The sequence below is a fragment of the Microbacterium sp. EG9 genome (assembly GCF_059759475.1).
Genome location: NZ_CM186217.1, coordinates 2099769 through 2117643 on the forward strand (window position 1 = coordinate 2099769; position 17875 = coordinate 2117643).

Here is a 17875-nt window from a genome sequence, read left to right on the forward strand (position 1 = left end):
GCGAGCTCAGCAGGTGAGCCCGTTCTGCGGCACCGTGCCGTCGACCAGGTAGTCCTCCACGGCCGTGTCGACGCACGTGTTGCCCTTGTTGTAGCCGGTGTGACCCTCGCCCTGGCGGGTCACCAGCACCCCCGACGACAGCTGCTCGGCCAGCGAGACCGACCACTCGTACGGCGTCGCGGGATCGTTGGTGGTGCCGACCACCACGATGGGTGCGGCGCCGTCGGCGGCGATCTTCTCGCGCACGCCCGTCGGCGGGTACGGCCAGACCTCGCACACGTCCACACCCTGCCAGTACGGCGCGATGGTCGGCGCCTTCTGGCGCACGAGCGCGTCGGCGGCATCCTTGTCGGCCTGCGACGAGTCGAGGGGGTAGTCCATGCAGTTGTAGGCCCGGAAGGCCTCCGTCGAGTTGTCCTGATAGGTGCCGTCGGAGCGGGCGTAGTAGAAATCGGCCAGCGTCAGGGCGGTGTCGGCGTCGCCGGCGAGGGCGTCGGTGAGGGCCTTGCTGAGGTAGGACCAGCTGTCCTGCGAGTACAGGGCGGCGATGATCGCGGTCATCAACGTGTCGGCGCCCAGCTCACGCCCGTCCGAGCCGGTCAGCGGCGAGCTGTCGACGCTCGCCAGGAGCGTGCCGAGGGCGGCCATGCCCTCGTCGACGCTGCCCGAGAACGGGCAGGAACGGCCCTGCAGACAGTCGGCCATGTAGGCCCGCAGCGCCGACTCGAATCCGATGGCCTGCGTCGTGCTCACGTCCAGTCCCGACACCGACGGATCGATCGCGCCGTCGAGCACGAGGCGCCCGACGCGCTCGGGGAACAGCTTGGCGTACGTCGCGCCGAGGAAGGTGCCGTACGAGTAGCCCAGGTAATTGAGCTTCGTGTCGCCGAGCACGGCGCGCAGCAGATCCATGTCGCGCGCCGCGTTGTCGGTCGTGATGTACGGCAGGATGCCGTCGCTTCCCGCTTCACAGGCCTTCACGAAGTCCTGGTTGCGGGCCGTCAGCTCGTCGGTCCAGCCCTGGCTGCCCCGCGGATCGGCGGGGATGTCGAAGAGGTAGGCGTCCATCTCCGCGGCATCGAAGCAGCGCACCGCCGTGGAACGGCCGACGCCGCGCGGGTCGAACCCGATGACGTCGTACACATCGGAGAGCGCCGCACCGACCGCGAACGACGACGACTGCGCGATGAGATCGTAGCCGCTCGCGCCGGGTCCGCCGGGGTTGGTCAGCAGCGACCCGATGGCGTCGCCGTCGGTCGCGGCGCGGCGGATCACGGCGAGATCTATGGTCCCCACCGAGGGATCGGTCCAGTCCAGCGGTGCGGTGACCGTCGCGCAGTCGAAGCTCCCGGCATCCGCGCCGCTGCAGGCCTGCCAGTCGAGCTGCTGCCCGTAGAACTCCTCGAAGCCGGCGGGAGCCCCGTCGAGGTCGGGTTCGCGGCTGGGCGCCGGCGTGGCGGCGCTCTCCGGGGGGATGGCCGCGTACAGGCAGCCGGACAGCATCGTGGTCGCCGCCGCGAGGGCGGCGATCGTGACCACGGCGCGCCGGACGACGGATCGGCCGACGACGGAACGACGACGGCGGTGGGATGTCTCGGTCACAGTGTCCTCCCGCTCGCGACGGTCACGAGCATGCTCTCCAGGGCCAGGGCGGGGGCGGCGTTGCCCTCCAGGTTCGTGCGCGTCTGCGAGATCGCGTCCAGCACCACCAGCGTGCGGGGGGCCGACCAGGCGTCGGCGAGGGCGCGCAGTTCCGACGCCAGCTCGCGGTTGATGAGATCGTCGCCGCGACCGAACTGCAGCATGAGCACATCGCGGAACATCGACTCGAGATCGGTGAGCACGCGGTCGATGCCGTCGCGCAGGCTGCGGGTCGCGCGCCGCTTCTGATCGTCCTCCAGCGCGCTGAGCTGACCGCGCACGGCGGGCGGCACCGCCGCGCCGGCGACGATGCCGAGGGTGCGCAGGAGCGACGCGCGCTCGGCCTCGTCGCGCTCGGCCGTCAGCGCCTTGGCGTCGTCGGTGGCCAGCTGCACGATCCGCGCCGCGGTCTCGACCGCTCCCCCGACGCCGCGGACCGACAGCACGGCGCGCAGCGTCTCGTCGCGGCGGGCGCGCGCACCCTCGTCGGTGGCCAGGCGCACCGCCATGCCGATGTGGCGCTGCGCGAGCCGTGCCGCCTGCTCGGCGGTGGCCGGGTCGACGCCGGTGCGTGCCACGATGAGGCGTCCGACGTCGGCGACATCGGGTTCACGCAGACGCAGCGTGCGCACGCGCGAGCGGATCGTGGGCAGGAGGTCGGCGTCGCTGGGCGCGCAGAGGATCCACACGGTCCGCTCCGGCGGCTCTTCGAGCGCCTTGAGGAGCACGTTGCTGGTGCGCTCGACCATCCGGTCGGCATCCTCCATCACCATGACGCGGTAGCGGCCGAGCGACGGGGAGAAGTAGGAGCGCTCGACGAGCGCGCGGGCGTCTTTGATCGAGATGATCACACCCTCGGTGCGCAGCGCGGTGAGGTCGGGGTGCGTGCCGGCGAGCACCTGACGCATCGCGTTCTCATCCCCCGGCTCGGCGATCAGCGCCGCGGCGAACGCGTATGCGAGGGTCGAGCGGCCCGAGCCGGCCGGGCCGGTGATGAGCCACGCATGCGCGAGCTGAGCGGGATCGGATGCCGCGGCGCGCAGCTGCTGCAACGCCTCGTCCTGGCCCCACACCTCGCCCCACGGGACCTCCGTCCCGGGCTCCCCCTCGGCGATCGGAGCATCCGCAATCATGCCCCCAGCCTACGTGCCCGCACGGACACCCCCAGGGAGTTCTCCCCCCAGCGGCGAGCCGCCATGTCTTGTGCGAGCCGCCACGGCGCGTCCGGCCCGGGGCGTGGCGGCTCGAGCGCGGGATGGCGGCTCGGCGGGGTGGGGTGGGGGCGGGGTCAGGCGAGGCGGTGGGCGATGTGGGTCTGGATGGCGGCGGCCAGCTCGGCGGCGGGGAGCGCGGCGTCGAGCACGAGGAACCGCTGCGGATCGGCGGCGGCCAGGCTCAGGAACGCGACGCGGACACGATCGTGGAACTCGGCCTTCTCCGCCTCGAGACGGTCGAAGGGCTTGTCGGCGGCATCCAGTCGCCGACGGGCGGCGGCCGGATCGAGGTCGAGGAGCACCGTCACGTCGGGAAGCGCGTCCTCCGTGGCCCACAGCGACAGCTCGCGCACCTGGTCGGCATCCAGCACACGCCCCGCACCCTGGTAGGCCACCGACGAGTCGAGGTAGCGGTCCTGGATGACGACCTCGCCGCGGTCGAGGGCGGGTCGCACGAGCGTCGCGACGTGCTGGGCGCGATCCGCCGCGTAGAGCAGCGCCTCCGCGCGCGGGGCGACCTCGCCGCGGTGGTGCAGGACGATGTCACGGATCAGGACGCCGACCTCCGTGCCGCCGGGTTCACGGGTGCGCAGGACCGTGCGCCCCTGATCGCGCAGCCAGCGCTCGAGGAGGCTCGCCTGCGTCGTCTTCCCGGTGCCGTCACCGCCCTCGAACGTGACCCACAGTCCGCGGGTCATTTCTTCTTGGCGGCCGGCTTGCGCGTGGTCGTGGTCGTCCGGCGGGTCGTGCGCTTGGGCGCGGGACCCTTCGCACGCTTGTCCGCGAGCATCTGCACCGCGACCTCGAAGGTGATGTCGTCGGCGGTCTGCCCGCGCGGGATCGTCACGTTCGTGGTCCCGTCGGTGACGTAGGCGCCGAAGCGGCCGTCCTTGATGCGGATGGGCTTGCCCGACACCGGATCGGCCTCGAACTCCTTGAGGAAGCTCGCGGCGCGGTTGGCGTACTTCGGCTGCGCGTAGATCTCGAGCGCCTGCTCGAGGGTGATGTCGAAGATCTGGTCCTCGCCCGCGAGCGAACGCGAGTCGGTGCCCTTCTTCAGGTACGGACCGTAGGGGCCGTTCTGCGCCGTGATCGGGGTGTCGGTCTCGGGGTCGACACCGACGGTGCGCGGAAGCGAGAAGAGCTTCAGCGCGGTCTCGAGGTCGATCGTCTCGGGCGACATGCTCTTGAAGAGCGAGGCGCGGCGCGGCTTGGGCGCCTCGACCTTCTTCTTCGCGACCCGCTTCTTCGGCGCCGACTCGGCCGCGGCCTCCGCGACGGGCGCGGGCTCCGGCTCGGGCTCGGCGGGGAGCACCTCTTCGAGGTAGGGACCGAAGCGACCGTCCTTCACCACGATGTCGCGCCCGTTCTCGGGGTTCTGTCCGAGCACGCGGTCGCCGGCGATCGGGGCGTCGATGAGCTCGCGCGCCTTCTCGGGGGTGAGCTCGTCGGGGGCCAGATCGCCGGGGACGTTGACGATGCGCGACGTGCCGTCTTCGTTGGGCACGTCGAGGTAGGGGCCGTACCGGCCGAAGCGCAGGGTGGCGACGTCGCCGATCTTCGTCGCGTTGATCTCGCGCGCGTCGATCTCGCCGAGGTTGTCGAGGATGTGACGAAGGCCCACGTGGTTCTCGGAGCCGAAGTAGAACTCCTGCAGCCACGCGACGCGCTGCTGCTCGCCGCGCGCGATCGCGTCGAGGTCGTCTTCGAGCGCGGCCGTGAAGTCGTAGTCGACGAGGTCGGCGAAGTGCTCCTCGAGCAGCCGCACGACGCTGAACGCCAGCCAGCTGGGCACGAGCGCCTGACCGCGCTTGGTGACGTACTCGCGGTTGATGATGACGTCGATGATGCTCGCGAACGTCGAGGGACGACCGATGCCCTTCTCCTCCAGCGCCTTCACGAGCGACGCCTCGGTGTAGCGGGGCTTGGGGCTGGTGGCGTGCCCCTTCGGCTCGACGTCGTGCAGCGAGAGCACGTCGCCGACGGCCAGTGGCGGCAGCGACTGGTCGTCGGACTTGTCGGCGTCACCGCGCTTCTCGTCGCGCCCTTCCTCGTACGCCTCGAGGAAGCCCTTGAAGGTGTACACGGTGCCGGATGCCGTGAACGACGCCGTGCGGCCGGCCGCCTCGGTCTCGAGCGTCACCGTGGTGGTCTCGTACTTGGCGTCGGACATCTGCGAGGCGACGGTGCGCTTCCAGATGAGGTCGTACAGGCGCAGCTCGTCGCGGTCCAGCGACGACGACACGGATGCCGGGGTGCGGAAGGAGTCGCCCGAGGGACGGATCGCCTCGTGCGCCTCCTGCGCGTTCTTGCTGTTGTTGCGGTAGCTGCGCGGGTTGGCCGGCACCGCCTTGTCACCGTACAGCGCCACGGCCTGGGTACGCGCCGCCGTGACCGCCTGCGTGGACAGCGCGGTCGAGTCGGTGCGCATATAGGTGATGTACCCCTTCTCGTAGAGCCGCTGTGCGACGCCCATGGCGTGCTTCGCGCTCATCGAGAGCTTGCGACCGGCCTCCTGCTGGAGCGTGGAGGTCGTGAACGGGGGCTTGGGGCTGCGGGTTCCGGGCTTGGCCTCGACGGCCGTGACGGTCGCCTCCCCGCCCGCCTCGATCGCGGCGGCCAGCTCGCGCGCCTGCGATTCGGTGAGGACGACGACGGCCTTCTTCAGCTGCCCGGCATCGTCGAAGTCGGTGCCGCGCGCCAGCGGAGCGCCGTCGAGGCGGGCCAGGCGAGTGGCGAACGACTCGCCGCCGGAGGCGGCGAGCGCCTCGACATCCCAGTACGACGCCGAGACGAAGGCCATGCGCTCGCGTTCGCGATCGACGACGAGGCGCGTCGCAGCCGACTGCACGCGCCCGGCGGAGGTGCCCTGTCCGACCTTCCGGCGCGTGACGTCGGAGACGTCCCAGCCGTACAGACGGTCGAGGATGCGGCGCGTCTCCTGCGCGTCGACGAGGGCGAGGTCGAGCTCGCGGGTGTTGTCGACGGCGGCGCGGATGGCGTCCTTGGTGATCTCGTGGAACACCATGCGCTTGACGGGGACCTTGGGCTTGAGGGCCTCGAGCAGGTGCCACGCGATGGCTTCGCCTTCGCGGTCTTCATCGGTGGCGAGCAGGAGCTCGTCGGCGTTCTTGAGGGCGCGCTTGAGCTCGGCGACGGTCTTCTTGCCGCGCTCGCTCTCCACATAAAGAGGAGTGAAGCCGTTCTCGATGTCGATCGAGTACTTTCCGACCGAGGTCTTCTTCAGCTCGGCGGGGATGTCCTTCTTGTCCGCGAGGTCACGGATGTGACCGACCGAGCTGAGCACCTCGTATCCGTCGCCCAGGTATCCCTGGATCGACTTCATCTTCGTCGGCGACTCGACGATGACGAGCTTCTTGCCCCCAGCACTCTTGACAGCTGCCACGTGGCGTCCTTTCTCCGATGCACACCATACACACCGCTCGACGTGGAGGACGCTGGGAGCCGCCGCCTCACCCATCACCGGGAGGGGGCCCGGCCCGCGCGCGAGCCTCCGCGGCAAGCACCCCCGACCCGAGGCGGACACGGACCGTCGCGGTCGTTCCGACCACGGTGCACGCCACGACCGCGGCACCCGCCACGGCCGCGACATCGACGGCGCGTTGGCACGCCGTCCCCGACACGAGGCCCGCGGCCGTATCGGCGGCGGCGAGGGCCGCGGCATCCGCGATGCCCGCCGCGCGGGCACCGACGACCGCCGCCGCCCCGGCGGTCACGACACCGACCGCCACGGCCGACGCGACGGCGACCGCGGCGAGCGCGGCCGCTGCCCCCGCCATCAGCGATCCCCCCTCATCATCACTGTCGTCACCGTCCACCGTCGAGGGCGCAGGAGCGGGCCCGCAGCTCGGGCAGCGGAAGCGGGATGCCGGGGGACGCCGTCGCGGTGACGCACACGAGATCGCCGTCGGCGGTGACCCCGGCGACGTGTCCACCGGCGATCGCCTGCACGATCTCGCCGGCGCGATCGGGCTCGCCGCGCGCGGCGAGCCTCGAGGCCTGCGCGGCCGCGTGCTCCAGCCGCACCTGCCGTCCCACCGCGGACACGGCGCCCGCGGTCAGCGCCACGAGCAGCAGCACCGCGGGAACGATGACGGCGAACTCCGCGGTCGCCGAACCGCCGTCATCGTCCCGGCGACTCATGCGACCGTGAGTGCGCGGCGGACCAGATCGGTGAGGATGCCGCGCACCTCGTCGCTGCGCATGATCACGACGAGCAGCCCCGCGAACGCGACGGCCGCCATCGTCGCGACGGCGTACTCCGCCGTGGCGGCACCGTCCTCGTCGGCGTACAGGGCGCGGGCGCGTCGAGCGCTCAACGGCGGCAGCGACGCGGTCGCAGTCCTCGGCGAGGGGCGGTCGAGTGATGAGAGTGACATGGGATCTCCTTTTCGTGACGGTGGACGAGCGGGCACGGGGTGACGGCGGCGGTGTGCCGCCGAGTCGGTGAGGGCTAAGGCGGTGCCGCGGGTGCGCCGAGCGGCAGGGACGCGCCGCCGACCACCGAGAGCAGCAGCGGGGCGACGCCCAGCAGCAGGAAGGCAGGCAAGGTGCACACGCCCATCGGCAGCAGCAGCGACGCGCCCAGACGGGCCGCACGCAACCGGCCCTCCGTGCGTGCGGCACGGCGTTGCTCCGCGGCGGCCGCCCGGAGGAGGTCGACGGCCGGGGCGCCCGCCCGCTGCGACAGCCGCAGGACCGCGTGCACGTCAGGAGCGATCCGTCCGGCGCCGGCACCCTCCGCCGTCGCCAGCGCCCGATCGATCGACACGCCCCCGGACAGGGCGATGGCGACGACTTCCGCCTGCATACCGGCGAGGCGGTCGTCGGGCTGGGCGCGCGCCACCAGGCGCTTCGTCCAGCCGCGTGCGGCGAGCATCAGTGCGACGCCTGCGACCGCGCACGCGATGCCGATCGGCTGGGTGAGCGCCGCGACGAGGTCGAAGCCCAGCGTCATGCCGAGGAGCACCGCGACGACCGGGAGCCACGTGACGAGACGCGCGGTGGCGGTCGGGTCGGCCAGCGCCACGCGCACGTCGTCGCGCGCCTCCTGGGCGCCGCGCAGCGCGTCGGCGAACCGCCGGAGGCTGGATGCGAGCGGCGCGCCGACGGTCTCCGCGACCTGCCACGCGGCGGCGACATCGACCCACGCGCCGCCCAGTGCGCGCAGCGCGGCGGAGGCGCCGGGCCCGTCGGGAGCCGTCGCGACCCGCAGCGCGACGGGATCGCCGTCCTCGGCCAGCAGCTCCCACGCCCGGCCGGGCGCGACGCCGGATTCGAGGAGGACCGACACCTTCTGGACGGTCGCCGCGGCGTCGGAGGCCTCCGCGGGCCGAGCGGCGCTCACGATCCGACCTCCATGCGCAGGCGGCCGCTGTCGTCGAGCGCGGGCCGCGCGATTCCCGAGACGCGCCGGATGCCGTCGGCGCCCCGCTCGACGTGGACCACCACGCCGATGGCGCTGACGACCTGACGCGCCATCGAGCGATCGTCCATGCCCGCGAGCGCGCCCAGCGCTTCCAGCCGGGCCGGAAGGTCGCGGATGCTGCCGGCATGGACGGTGCCGGCGCCGCCGTCGTGTCCCGTGTTGAGCGCGGTGAGGAGCTCTCGCACCTCCTCGCCGCGACACTCCCCCACGACGAGGCGGTCGGGCCTCATCCGCAGGGCCTCACGGACGAGCCGCGCCAACGGCACCGCCCCGGCGCCCTCCAGATTGGGCTGTCTCGCCTCGAGGCGGACGTGGTGGGGATGCCGGATGCGCAGTTCGGCGACGTCCTCGATGGTCACGATGCGTTCCCGGGCGGGAACACGTCCCAGCAGCGCCGACAGCAGGGTGGTCTTGCCGGCCCCGGTCGCACCGGAGATGAGGACGTTCCGGCGCGCCGTCACGAGCGCGTCGAGGCGGCGGAGGGTCTCGGCATCGCACAGACCGCCGCGCACGAGCTCGTCGAGATCGGGGATGCCGACCTGCGGGAGACGGATCGAGATGGCCGTGCCCGAGCACGCCACCGGCGGGAGCACCGCGTGCACCCGTGCGCCGTGCTCCCACCGGACGTCCACGAGCGGTGTCGCATCGTCGAGGTGGCGTCCGCCGACGCCGATGAGGGCGACGGCCAGCGCGCGCAGGTCGTCCGCTCCGAGGCGCCAGCCCTCCACGGATTCGACGCCGCGACCACGGTCGACGAAGAGGCCGTCGACGCCGTTGATGAACACGTCCGTGATCTGCGGATCGCCCAGCAGATGGCGGAGGGGGTCGAGCGCCGGATGGTCGGGCAGCGGTCTGCGCTCCGGCCGCCGCAGCGGAGCCGCCGGTGACGCCGCGGCCGCCGCCGCATCGACCATCGGGGTCCGGCGCACGGATTCGGGAACGCGCCGGCTCTCGCGGCGACGGACGACGAACGGCTCGGACATGCCTCGACGGTAGGTCCGGCCGACGCCTGCGCTCGGGGTGGGCGGCGGCATCCGTGGACAGTGCGCGTCGGCGCGACGTTGGGGAGGAGTCTTCGCCGGAAAGAGAGAAGGCGGCATCCCATAGGGGGAGATGGGATGCCGCCACGCGACATCCCGGAATCGGGGGTGGTCGGGAGTCGCGCTGCCTGAATCGAAGTTCGGCCGGATCGAGCTTACGCAGACGCGCGGCACCACTCCAATCGAAACCGCGTGTTTCCACTGATATATCGGATGTCCGTCGCTCCCCACTTCCGGAGGTGGTGCACGTCGGAGGCCGTCGCTAGATTTCGTGAATCGTCCGGGACACGGTCCCGTCCCCGCCGCAAAGGAGCGCGCAGATGAGCAGCCAGATCGACCACTTGCTGAACGAGACCCGTCGGTTCGCCCCCTCCCCCGCGTTCGCCGCCGACGCGATCGCCACGGCCGACCTGTACGCGCGCGCGGATGCCGACCGTGAGGCGTTCTGGGCCGAGCAGGCCCGCGCGCTGCACTGGCACACCCCGTTCACCGAGGTCCTCGACTGGTCGCAGCCGCCCTTCGCCCGGTGGTTCGCCGACGGAGAACTCAACGTCGCCTACAACTGCCTCGACCGCCACGTGGCGGAGGGCAACGGCGATCGCGTCGCGCTGCTGTGGGAGGGCGAGCCGGGCGATGAGCGCCGCATCACCTACGCGCAGCTCACCGAGGAGGTCAAGCGCACGGCGAACGTGCTGCAGGAGCTCGGCGTCGGCGCCGGCGACCGGGTCGCGATCTACCTCCCCATGATCCCGGAGGCGATCGCGGCGATGCTCGCCGTCGCGCGGATCGGCGCCATCCACTCGGTCATCTTCGGCGGCTTCTCCGCCGACAGCCTGCGCTCCCGCATCGACGACGCCGGCGCGAAGCTCGTCATCACCGCCGACGGCGGCTACCGCAAGGGCCGCGTGTCCCCGCTGAAGCCGGCGGTCGATCAGGCGCTCGGCGACCGCGGTGCGGGACCGCAGGAGACGGTGGAGCACGTCCTGGTCGTGCGGCGCACCGAGAACGAGGTCGCCTGGACCGAGGGACGCGACATCTGGTGGCACGACGCCGTGCCGGCGGCTTCCGCCGAACACGAGGCGCAGCCGTTCCCCGCCGAGAACCCGCTCTTCATCCTGTACACGTCGGGGACCACCGGAAAGCCGAAGGGCATCCTGCACACCTCGGGCGGATACCTCACCCAGGCCGCGTTCACCAACCGGGTCGTCCACGACCTGCACCCCGAGACGGATGTCTTCTGGTGCACGGCCGACATCGGCTGGATCACCGGTCACTCGTACGTGACGTACGGTCCGCTCGCGAACGGCGCGACCCAGGTGCTGTACGAGGGGACTCCCGACAGCCCGCACCCCGGCCGCTGGTGGGAACTGGTCGAGAAGTACGGCGTGACGATCCTCTACACGGCGCCCACGGCCATCCGATCGTTCATGAAGCTGGGCCGCGAGATCCCGCAGCGCTTCGACCTGTCGTCGCTGCGCCTGCTCGGATCGGTGGGCGAACCGATCAACCCCGAGGCATGGATGTGGTACCGCTCGATCATCGGCGGCGACACCGCTCCCATCGTCGACACCTGGTGGCAGACCGAGACGGGGGCCATCATGGTCTCCGCCCTGCCCGGCGTGACCGAGACCAAACCCGGCTCGGCGCAGGTGCCGCTCCCCGGCATCGGAATCGACGTCGTGGACGACGAGGGCACCCACGTCGGCAACGGCAACGGCGGCCTCCTCGTGATCACCCAGCCGTGGCCGTCGATGCTCCGCGGCATCTGGGGCGACCCGGAGCGCTTCGTCGAGACCTACTGGGAGAAGTTCCAGGACAAGGGCTTCTACTTCGCCGGCGACGGCGCACGCCTCGACGAGGACGGCGACGTCTGGTTCCTCGGGCGCGTCGACGACGTCATGAACGTCTCCGGCCACCGGCTCTCGACGACCGAGATCGAATCGGCGCTGGTCGGCAACGAGGCCGTCGCCGAGGCGGCGGTGGTGGGCGCGTCCGACGAGACCACCGGCCAGGCGGTCGTCGCCTTCTGCGTGCTGAAGGAGTCCTTCCTCAAGGCGCATGACGCCGCCGGCATCGTCGACGTCCTGCGCCGTTGGGTCGGTGAGCAGATCGGCCCGATCGCGCGTCCGCGCGACGTGTACATCGTCACCGAGCTGCCGAAGACCCGCTCCGGCAAGATCATGCGGCGGCTGCTGCGCGACGTGGCCGAGGGACGCGAGGTCGGCGACACCACGACCCTCGCCGACACGATGGTCATGTCCACCATCCAGTCGAAGATCACGCCGACGTCGTAGGATCACCGGCCTTCCCGCGCCGGCGCATCACCAGGACGGTGCCCACGGAGCCGGCGGCCGCGCACAGCAGCGCGATGCCGGCGATCAGGAGCCACGCCCACACCGGGAGCGCCGGCGTCCCGGCCTCCGCCGTGGGCTGCGTCGCCTGCGGCGCGTCGCCGTCGGTGAGTACCTGCGCGGCGCACTCGGTGACCGCGACCGAGAAGTCGATCGAGTCGAACGCGGTGCCCGCCGGGTAGTTCGGGAAGGCGGCCGAGCCTTCTGCCGTGATCGTCGTGGCGGCCCCGGTCACCGTGATCGTGTCGGCGGTGCGGGAGACGTCGCCCTGCGTCAGGTCGACGTCGGCGAAGGGCACCGCGACGGCCGTCACGACGTTCTCCGTGCGCCCGGCCAGAGCGTCGTCCATCGTGAGCCCCGACACGTCCAGGAGCAGTTGGGCCCGGGTCGAGTCGATGAGGCGGATGCGCGGGTTTCCGACAGTGGTGTGCAAGAGGCCGTCGTGGCCCGTGAAGGTCACCGTTCCGGTGAAGTCGACCTGACCGGTCGCCCCGGCGATGTCGGCCGTCCCGGTGCCGCCGCGCCACTGGAAGACGGGCGTGCTGTAGGCGGCGCCGTCGGCCACGGTCCACTCGCCGTGGGCGATCGAGCCGGAGATGTAGGAGCGGAACGACTCCTTGAACCCCCAGTCGAGCGACGCGTCCCGCACGGTGCAGCCGCTCATCGCGAGCGGGGCGAGGACGGTGATCGGCGCACCGAGAGCGAGCTGCGCGCCCTGGAAGGTCAGGGTGTGCTCCCCCGGCGCCAGCGTCGCCGGGAGCAGCCCGCGCCAGGCGGCGACACCGTTCTCGTCCGCGGTGAGCGCGAACTCGAGGACCACCGGGCTCGAGTACACGACGACCTTGATGTCGGTCTCGCCGGGGGCGAAGCCGCTTCCCGAGGCCGCGATCTCGCCGCCCGCGGGCACGCCGGCAGCGAAGGCGGGGTCGACCGTGAGCCCGGCGCGGGCGGGCGGGTCGGCCGGAGGGACCCACGCCGCGCCCGCGGCGGCGGACGCGACCGTCTGCGCCGGTGCGGCGGAGCCGGGCGCCGCATCCGCGCCGACGACGAAGGTGACCGCGTCCATCGCCGTGCCGGCGCCGTAGAACTGCGACGATCCGTAGGAGAACACGCCGGCGCCCGACGCCGTGAGGGTGGCGGGCACGGAGGTGTAGGCGATCGCGCCGTCCGCATCGCTGCGGGTGCCGGCAGACAGGTCGAGCGCGGCCAGCTCGGTGCGTCGACCGCCCACACTGACGATCAGCGCCCCGGCCGATGCCGAGTCGATCCGCACCTGCGGGTCGCTGAAGGTGAGGTCGAGCACGCCGGAGTGTCCGGTGAACCGCACCGCACCGCCGTAGCTCGCGGTGCCGCGCCCGTCGGCGAGGTCGCGCCCGGTCTGCCCGAAGCGGAACCGGCCGTCCGCCGCACTCGCGCCGCCGGAGACCGCGATGGCCCCCTTGGCGATCGGCCCGGTGATGTAGCTGCGGAAGGAGGACTTCACACCCCAGAGCAGGGCGCCCTCGCGGGTGGGCACGACCGTGGTCGGTGCGCTCGGCGCGATCACGGGTGGCGTGACGACGGGGACCTCGGGGGTGGTCGGGGTGGTCGGGGTCGCTCCGGAGAACCCGACGGCGAAGGATGCCGGCCGCTTCGCGGCATCCATCGATCCGCCGGTCGAATAGAAGTAGGCGGCCAGATGGGTCGTCGCGTGGAAGTCGACGAACGACTGGGGCCACGACCCCCACCCGGAGCCCGACCGCACCTGCGGGGTTCCGCCGCGCGCGTCGATCTCGACGCCCGCGAAGTCCGGCGTGACGACGAAGCCGCGCTGCGCGTCGACGACGACGCCGCGCAGCGTCGCCACCGTCACGCCCGCCTGCGGCGCGACGGCCTCCTTCGGCTTGTCCGGATCGGACATGTCGCCGGCGTAGCCGGAGAGATCGGCCGTCAGGGAGCCGACGCCGTCGGCCGAGACCTCGAGCCGGGGATGGGAGAGGGTGAACGGCACGAGCCCGTCGTAGAAGTTCACGCTCACCTCACCCGGCCAGGTGATGGTGGCCGCGCCGCTCGCATCGAGCACCGCGGTGCCGTCGGTGAATCGCATCAGCTGCGCGGCCTGCCCGCCCGCGTCGACATGGCTGCCGCGCGTGTCCCACGTCGCGGTCGCGGTGGAGCCGTCGGCGGCGCGCTGCACGATCTCGGCGCCGTCGCCGCGCGCACGGTAGGTCGCCGTCGTCCCGTCGGAGACGCCTGCCGAGAAGTAGTTCGCGGCGCTGCCGTTGGGGGGACGGTGCTGCCATTCCGGCGCGCCGGTCCACTCGAGGACGACTCCCGTGTAGGTCGTCGTCTCGGGAACCGAGGGCCGCTCGCGCACGCTCACGCGCACCTCGGCGCTGTAGACGGTGTCGACGCTGTTCGAGAGCCGGGCGCGGTACACGGCGCCGTCGTCGCTCAACGGCGCCGCGTCGACCGTCAGCCTGCTCCCGTCGACGCCCGCGGCCACCTCGACCCAGTCCTCTCCCGAGCGGCGCTGCCAGGACACGGTGGGAGCGGGGTTGCCGGACGCGAGCACCGAGAGCTCGTAAGGCTGACCGACATACACCGTCGGCGCCGTCGGCTGGGCTTCGACGATCGGGGCGGTCGTGACCCGGATCGTCGCCGGCGCGGTGGCGACGCGGCCGCCGGGGGTGGCGAAGACGGCGCGAACCTGGGTGCCGTCGGTGTTGACGGTGGCCTCGAGCGCGAGAAGCGGCGAGGTCTCCCCCGAGATGTCGGCGAACCGGGTGGCGCCGGACGGACGGATCTGCCACTGCACCTGACCGGTGCCGGTCGCCTGGAAGGCGATGGCCGTCGACGCCGTGCCGGCGGCGAGCGTGACGGCACGGTCGGCGGGGTCGGAGGTCACGACGGGAGCGATGCCCGTGAGCTCGAGGCGCTGCAGCGCCCGCCGTCCCGTCGCGGCATCCGCGACCTGCACGATGACGGAGCCGTCGGGAAGGACGGCGAACACGTCGCGGCTGAGGGCGTCGCGGGCGAATCCGGCGATCGGGATGCTGGCGACCAGGCGGTGGTCGCGGAGCACGTCGATCGAGGCCGCCGTCTGGCTGAGCACGTAGTCGAGGCCGTGCGCGGCGTCGGAGCCCGCCTGGTCCGCGTAGCCCTGGACGCCGATGCCGACGTCGTTCGCGAGCATGCGGACCGATCCCGCGATCACATCCGCGTAGCCGACGACGCCCGTCCAGTTGGCGCTGTAGAGCATCACCGCCCCGTCGGCCGCGGTCGCGGCGAGCTCGTAGGTGAAGTACTGGTTCCACTCGGCCGCATAGGGCTGCGTGGTCGGAACGGTGTCGGCGACGAAGGCCGCGGTCGCCGTCTGGGCGCCCACGACGAGGTGGCGCGCCGGCAGCGGGATGCCCTCGGCGAGCTTGCCGACGGCGAGGTAGCTGCCATCGCGGAGCGCGACCAGTGTGCCGCCCGCCTTCGGGCCGGAGCTTCCGAACAGGTCCGCGGCGCGCTGCGCGTCGGTCGCATCGGCGGGCAGCACGATCGGCACGGAGACGAGGGCACCCGTGCCGCCCGCCGACCGCGTGAGGGTGAAGCGGTCGGCCGCGGTGCCGCGCACCTGCGTGATGACGGCGATCTCGTTCGCGACCGCGTTCCACGCCATCGCGTTGAGGGTGTACGCCGTCCCCGAGATCGTCCCCACGGTGGCCGTCTCGTAGCCGCCGCCCGTCCAGGTGAGCGCGGTCAGGGTGGCGTCGCCGCCGCGCACCCCGCCGACAGTGGTGCGCACCTGGGTGAGCACGAACACGCGGTCGGATGCCGGGTCGTTCGCGACCGCGTACGCGGCGTTCGCGGCGAGCGGCACCTCGACCGCGCCGACCGGCTGGAGGGTCACGGGATCGAGTGCGCTCACGGTCAGCGCCGTCGCGGTGCTCGTCGCCCGCTCGACCACGTGCAGCGCCGTCGCGCCGACCAACGCATCGCGGCTGGCCGGATTGACGGCGCCGACCCAGGTCGCGGCGGGCGTGAAGGCGGGCGCGCCCGGAACGCTCCAGTGCTCGCCCAGATCGGGCGCCCCGCCGGGACCTGCGTAGGTGAGCGAGACCGGATCCATCGTCGTGCCGACCGGATAGAGCGGGAAGCCGTCGCCGGCCACCGTGGGCATGGCGGGCCAGGTCGTCGTGCCGTCGCCCACGACCGGGCTCGCCCCGAGCGCATCGATCGTGGCGATCACGACGTCCTCGTAGCGCGTGATCGCGCCCCCGGGCGTGTCCCGGGAGATGCCCTCGTAGTCTCCTCGGAGCTCTTGCCTGTCGGCGGAGATGGTCAGCTGCAGGCCGGAGAACGTCGAGTCGAGCAGGCACGACGTGAAGGCGACGTTGTCGTCGCAGTACGCCGCGAAACGCACCGACCCGCCCAGCTGCACCGTGAGCGCGTTGCCGTCGCCGAACGAGCCGGCCGTGACCGGGAAGTCGAAGGCGCCGTCCGCCGCCCGCGTCACGCCGCCGGTCATGATCACCCCGGCGCCGATGTAGTTGCGCCAGGACTCCTTGATGCCCCAGTGCACGTTCCCCGCACCGATCTCGACGGGGGCGGCCACGGCGGGAACCGGGGCGAGGACGGCGAGCAGTCCCGCCAGAAGGGCCAGGACGGCGGTGAACGCGGGGATGCGGCGGCGCGCGGACATGCGGAAGTACCTCGGTCGGGTGCAAGAGAAGGGGAGGACGGGTGGGGCCGGCGCCGGGGCGCGCCGCAGTGAGGACACGGTCGCGGCGACCGGCCCCACCCGTCCGGGGAGGGGGGTGCGACTACTGCTCGACGCGGAACGAGACGCTCTGGTCGACGATCTGCTTGGTCGTGCCGTGGGTCGCGACCTTGATCGCGCACGCGTTGGTGGCGGTGCAGTTCACCGTCGCGGGCTGTCCGGGTGCGGAGGCGTGGGTGTTGGCGCCGTTGCTCTCCAGGGCGACGGTGGCGGTGAACGCACCCGAGGCGTCCGTCGTCACGGTCTGGAAGCCGGCGCACGCGGGGATGCCGAAGAGATAGCTGGTGTTCGAGCACAGGCCGACGTAGTAGTCGGTGTTGGCCGCGAGGCCCGTGACGGTCGTCGTCGTGCTGTCGCCGTCGACGAAGTAACGGGTGCCGGCGGCATCCACGGACGGCGCCGGGCTCAAGCCGGTCGCCGCGAACGCGGGGACGCCGACGAGTCCGACGAGGGCGAGCGTGAGGCCGGCGATCGAGGCGGCCATCGTGCGCTTTCGCAGGGTACGGGACATGAGGGAGTACTCCAATCAGTAGGGTTGGAGTGCCTCTCGGCACTCGGTGCGGCGCCCGCACACGTGCGGGCGCTCGATGAGCCGATGAGGCGCCGGGGCGGCTGCCGCTACCAACAGTCGCCGCCCCGGCTCTCACCAAGCTCTTAGGTGAGGCTAACCTAATTCACGGCCCGGCGGAAGTGCGTCATCGACGACGTCTTCCGTGGGCACGGGTCAGGCGAAGGAGAAGACGACCTCGACCTCGACGGGGCTGTCGAGGGGAAGGACGGGCACGCCGACCGCCGATCGCGCGTGTCGGCCGGCCTCGCCGAAGATCTCGCCGAGGACCTCGCTCGCTCCGTTGATCACGCCGGGCTGCCCGGTGAAGTCGGGGACGGACGCGACGAAGCCGGTGAGCTTGATGACACCGGTGAGGCGTTCGAGGTCGCCGACCGCCGCGGCGGCGGCCGCCAGGGCGTTCAGCGCGCTCTGCCGCGCGAGACGTTGCGCCTCGGATGCCGCGACGAGCCCCTCCCCCTCGCCGACCTTGCCCGTCGCCGGAAGCGCGCCGGAGATCATGGGCAGCTGGCCCGAGGTGTAGACGAGATCGCCGTGGACGACGGCGGGCACGTACGCGGCGACCGGCGGCACGACGGCGGGCAGCTCGATGCCGAGCTCGCTCAAGCGGGCGGCGATGCTCACGCGTCCTCCCCGAACTGCTGCGCGGCCACGGCCGCGGCTCCGAGGCCGCCGTTGGCGGCGCCGCCGCCGACCGGCCGCTTGAAGTAGGCGACCAGTCCGCCTTCCGGACCCGGCACGACCTGCACGAGCTCCCACCCCTGCTTGCCCCAGTTGTTCAGGATGGCGGCCGTGTTGTGGATCAACAGGGGCGTCGTGAGGTACTCCCACGTGGTCATGCGAACTCCCGGAATCGGTGCGG

Annotated in this window: 14 protein-coding genes; 1 reads left to right on the forward strand and 13 read right to left on the reverse strand. The window is 72.2% G+C overall.

The genetic code is table 11. The features are described 5' to 3' along the window. Positions 1 to 6 precede the first annotated feature (6 nt). The 9 genes from AC6CQV_RS09935 to AC6CQV_RS09975 form a co-directional block, all read right to left on the reverse strand. Positions 7 to 1602, reverse strand: coding sequence for an alpha/beta hydrolase (locus tag AC6CQV_RS09935; RefSeq protein ID WP_498259367.1), 1596 nt, complete (start codon positions 1600 to 1602; stop codon positions 7 to 9). After that, positions 1599 to 2774 (reverse strand): DNA polymerase III subunit delta', encoded by a 1176-nt coding sequence (locus AC6CQV_RS09940; protein WP_191008080.1) that lies wholly within the window; start codon positions 2772 to 2774, stop codon positions 1599 to 1601. Before AC6CQV_RS09940 ends, AC6CQV_RS09935 begins: the two co-directional genes overlap by 4 nt. Positions 2775 to 2929: 155 nt before the next feature. After that, complete coding sequence (gene tmk / locus AC6CQV_RS09945) at positions 2930 to 3553, reverse strand: dTMP kinase (protein WP_061782570.1); 624 nt, start codon at positions 3551 to 3553, stop codon at positions 2930 to 2932. Beyond that, complete coding sequence (topA, locus tag AC6CQV_RS09950) at positions 3550 to 6201, reverse strand: type I DNA topoisomerase (RefSeq protein WP_240191390.1); 2652 nt, start codon at positions 6199 to 6201, stop codon at positions 3550 to 3552. Before topA ends, tmk begins: the two co-directional genes overlap by 4 nt. 127 nt (positions 6202 to 6328) lie before the next feature. After that, on the reverse strand, positions 6329 to 6655 hold the full coding sequence (locus tag AC6CQV_RS09955; RefSeq protein WP_492493160.1) for a helicase: 327 nt from the start codon (positions 6653 to 6655) through the stop codon (positions 6329 to 6331). Between the two features lie 28 nt (positions 6656 to 6683). Beyond that, a complete protein-coding gene (locus AC6CQV_RS09960; RefSeq protein ID WP_101305825.1) occupies positions 6684 to 7019 on the reverse strand; it encodes a TadE family type IV pilus minor pilin in 336 nt (111 codons plus the stop codon). Further along, complete coding sequence (locus tag AC6CQV_RS09965) at positions 7016 to 7255, reverse strand: DUF4244 domain-containing protein (protein WP_060960476.1); 240 nt, start codon at positions 7253 to 7255, stop codon at positions 7016 to 7018. Before AC6CQV_RS09965 ends, AC6CQV_RS09960 begins: the two co-directional genes overlap by 4 nt. Positions 7256 to 7329: 74 nt before the next feature. Then, a complete protein-coding gene (locus tag AC6CQV_RS09970) occupies positions 7330 to 8223 on the reverse strand; it encodes a type II secretion system F family protein (protein ID WP_498259368.1) in 894 nt (297 codons plus the stop codon). Continuing rightward, positions 8220 to 9287 carry a TadA family conjugal transfer-associated ATPase gene (locus AC6CQV_RS09975; protein ID WP_498259369.1) on the reverse strand — a complete coding sequence of 356 codons (1068 nt, stop codon included), beginning with the start codon at positions 9285 to 9287 and terminating at the stop codon, positions 8220 to 8222. The genes AC6CQV_RS09970 and AC6CQV_RS09975 overlap by 4 nt, the downstream gene beginning before the upstream one ends. A 377-nt stretch (positions 9288 to 9664) precedes the next feature. On the opposite strand from AC6CQV_RS09975, the gene acs reads away from it, so the two are divergent. After that, positions 9665 to 11638, forward strand: coding sequence for an acetate--CoA ligase (acs, locus tag AC6CQV_RS09980; RefSeq protein WP_191008074.1), 1974 nt, complete (start codon positions 9665 to 9667; stop codon positions 11636 to 11638). Here the strand turns inward: acs and AC6CQV_RS09985 are convergent. The 4 genes from AC6CQV_RS09985 to sp36 form a co-directional block, all read right to left on the reverse strand. Further along, positions 11622 to 16367 (reverse strand): HtaA domain-containing protein, encoded by a 4746-nt coding sequence (locus AC6CQV_RS09985; protein WP_498259370.1) that lies wholly within the window; start codon positions 16365 to 16367, stop codon positions 11622 to 11624. The two genes, acs and AC6CQV_RS09985, sit on opposite strands and share 17 nt — an antisense overlap. Before the next feature lie 121 nt (positions 16368 to 16488). Beyond that, on the reverse strand, positions 16489 to 16956 hold the full coding sequence (locus AC6CQV_RS09990; RefSeq protein WP_498259371.1) for a neocarzinostatin apoprotein domain-containing protein: 468 nt from the start codon (positions 16954 to 16956) through the stop codon (positions 16489 to 16491). Positions 16957 to 17169: 213 nt separating this feature from the next. Next, a complete protein-coding gene (locus AC6CQV_RS09995; RefSeq protein ID WP_498259372.1) occupies positions 17170 to 17637 on the reverse strand; it encodes a RidA family protein in 468 nt (155 codons plus the stop codon). After that, positions 17634 to 17852, reverse strand: coding sequence for a Sp36 family protein (gene sp36, locus AC6CQV_RS10000; RefSeq protein ID WP_061782358.1), 219 nt, complete (start codon positions 17850 to 17852; stop codon positions 17634 to 17636). Before sp36 ends, AC6CQV_RS09995 begins: the two co-directional genes overlap by 4 nt. Between the last annotated feature and the right edge of the window lie 23 nt (positions 17853 to 17875).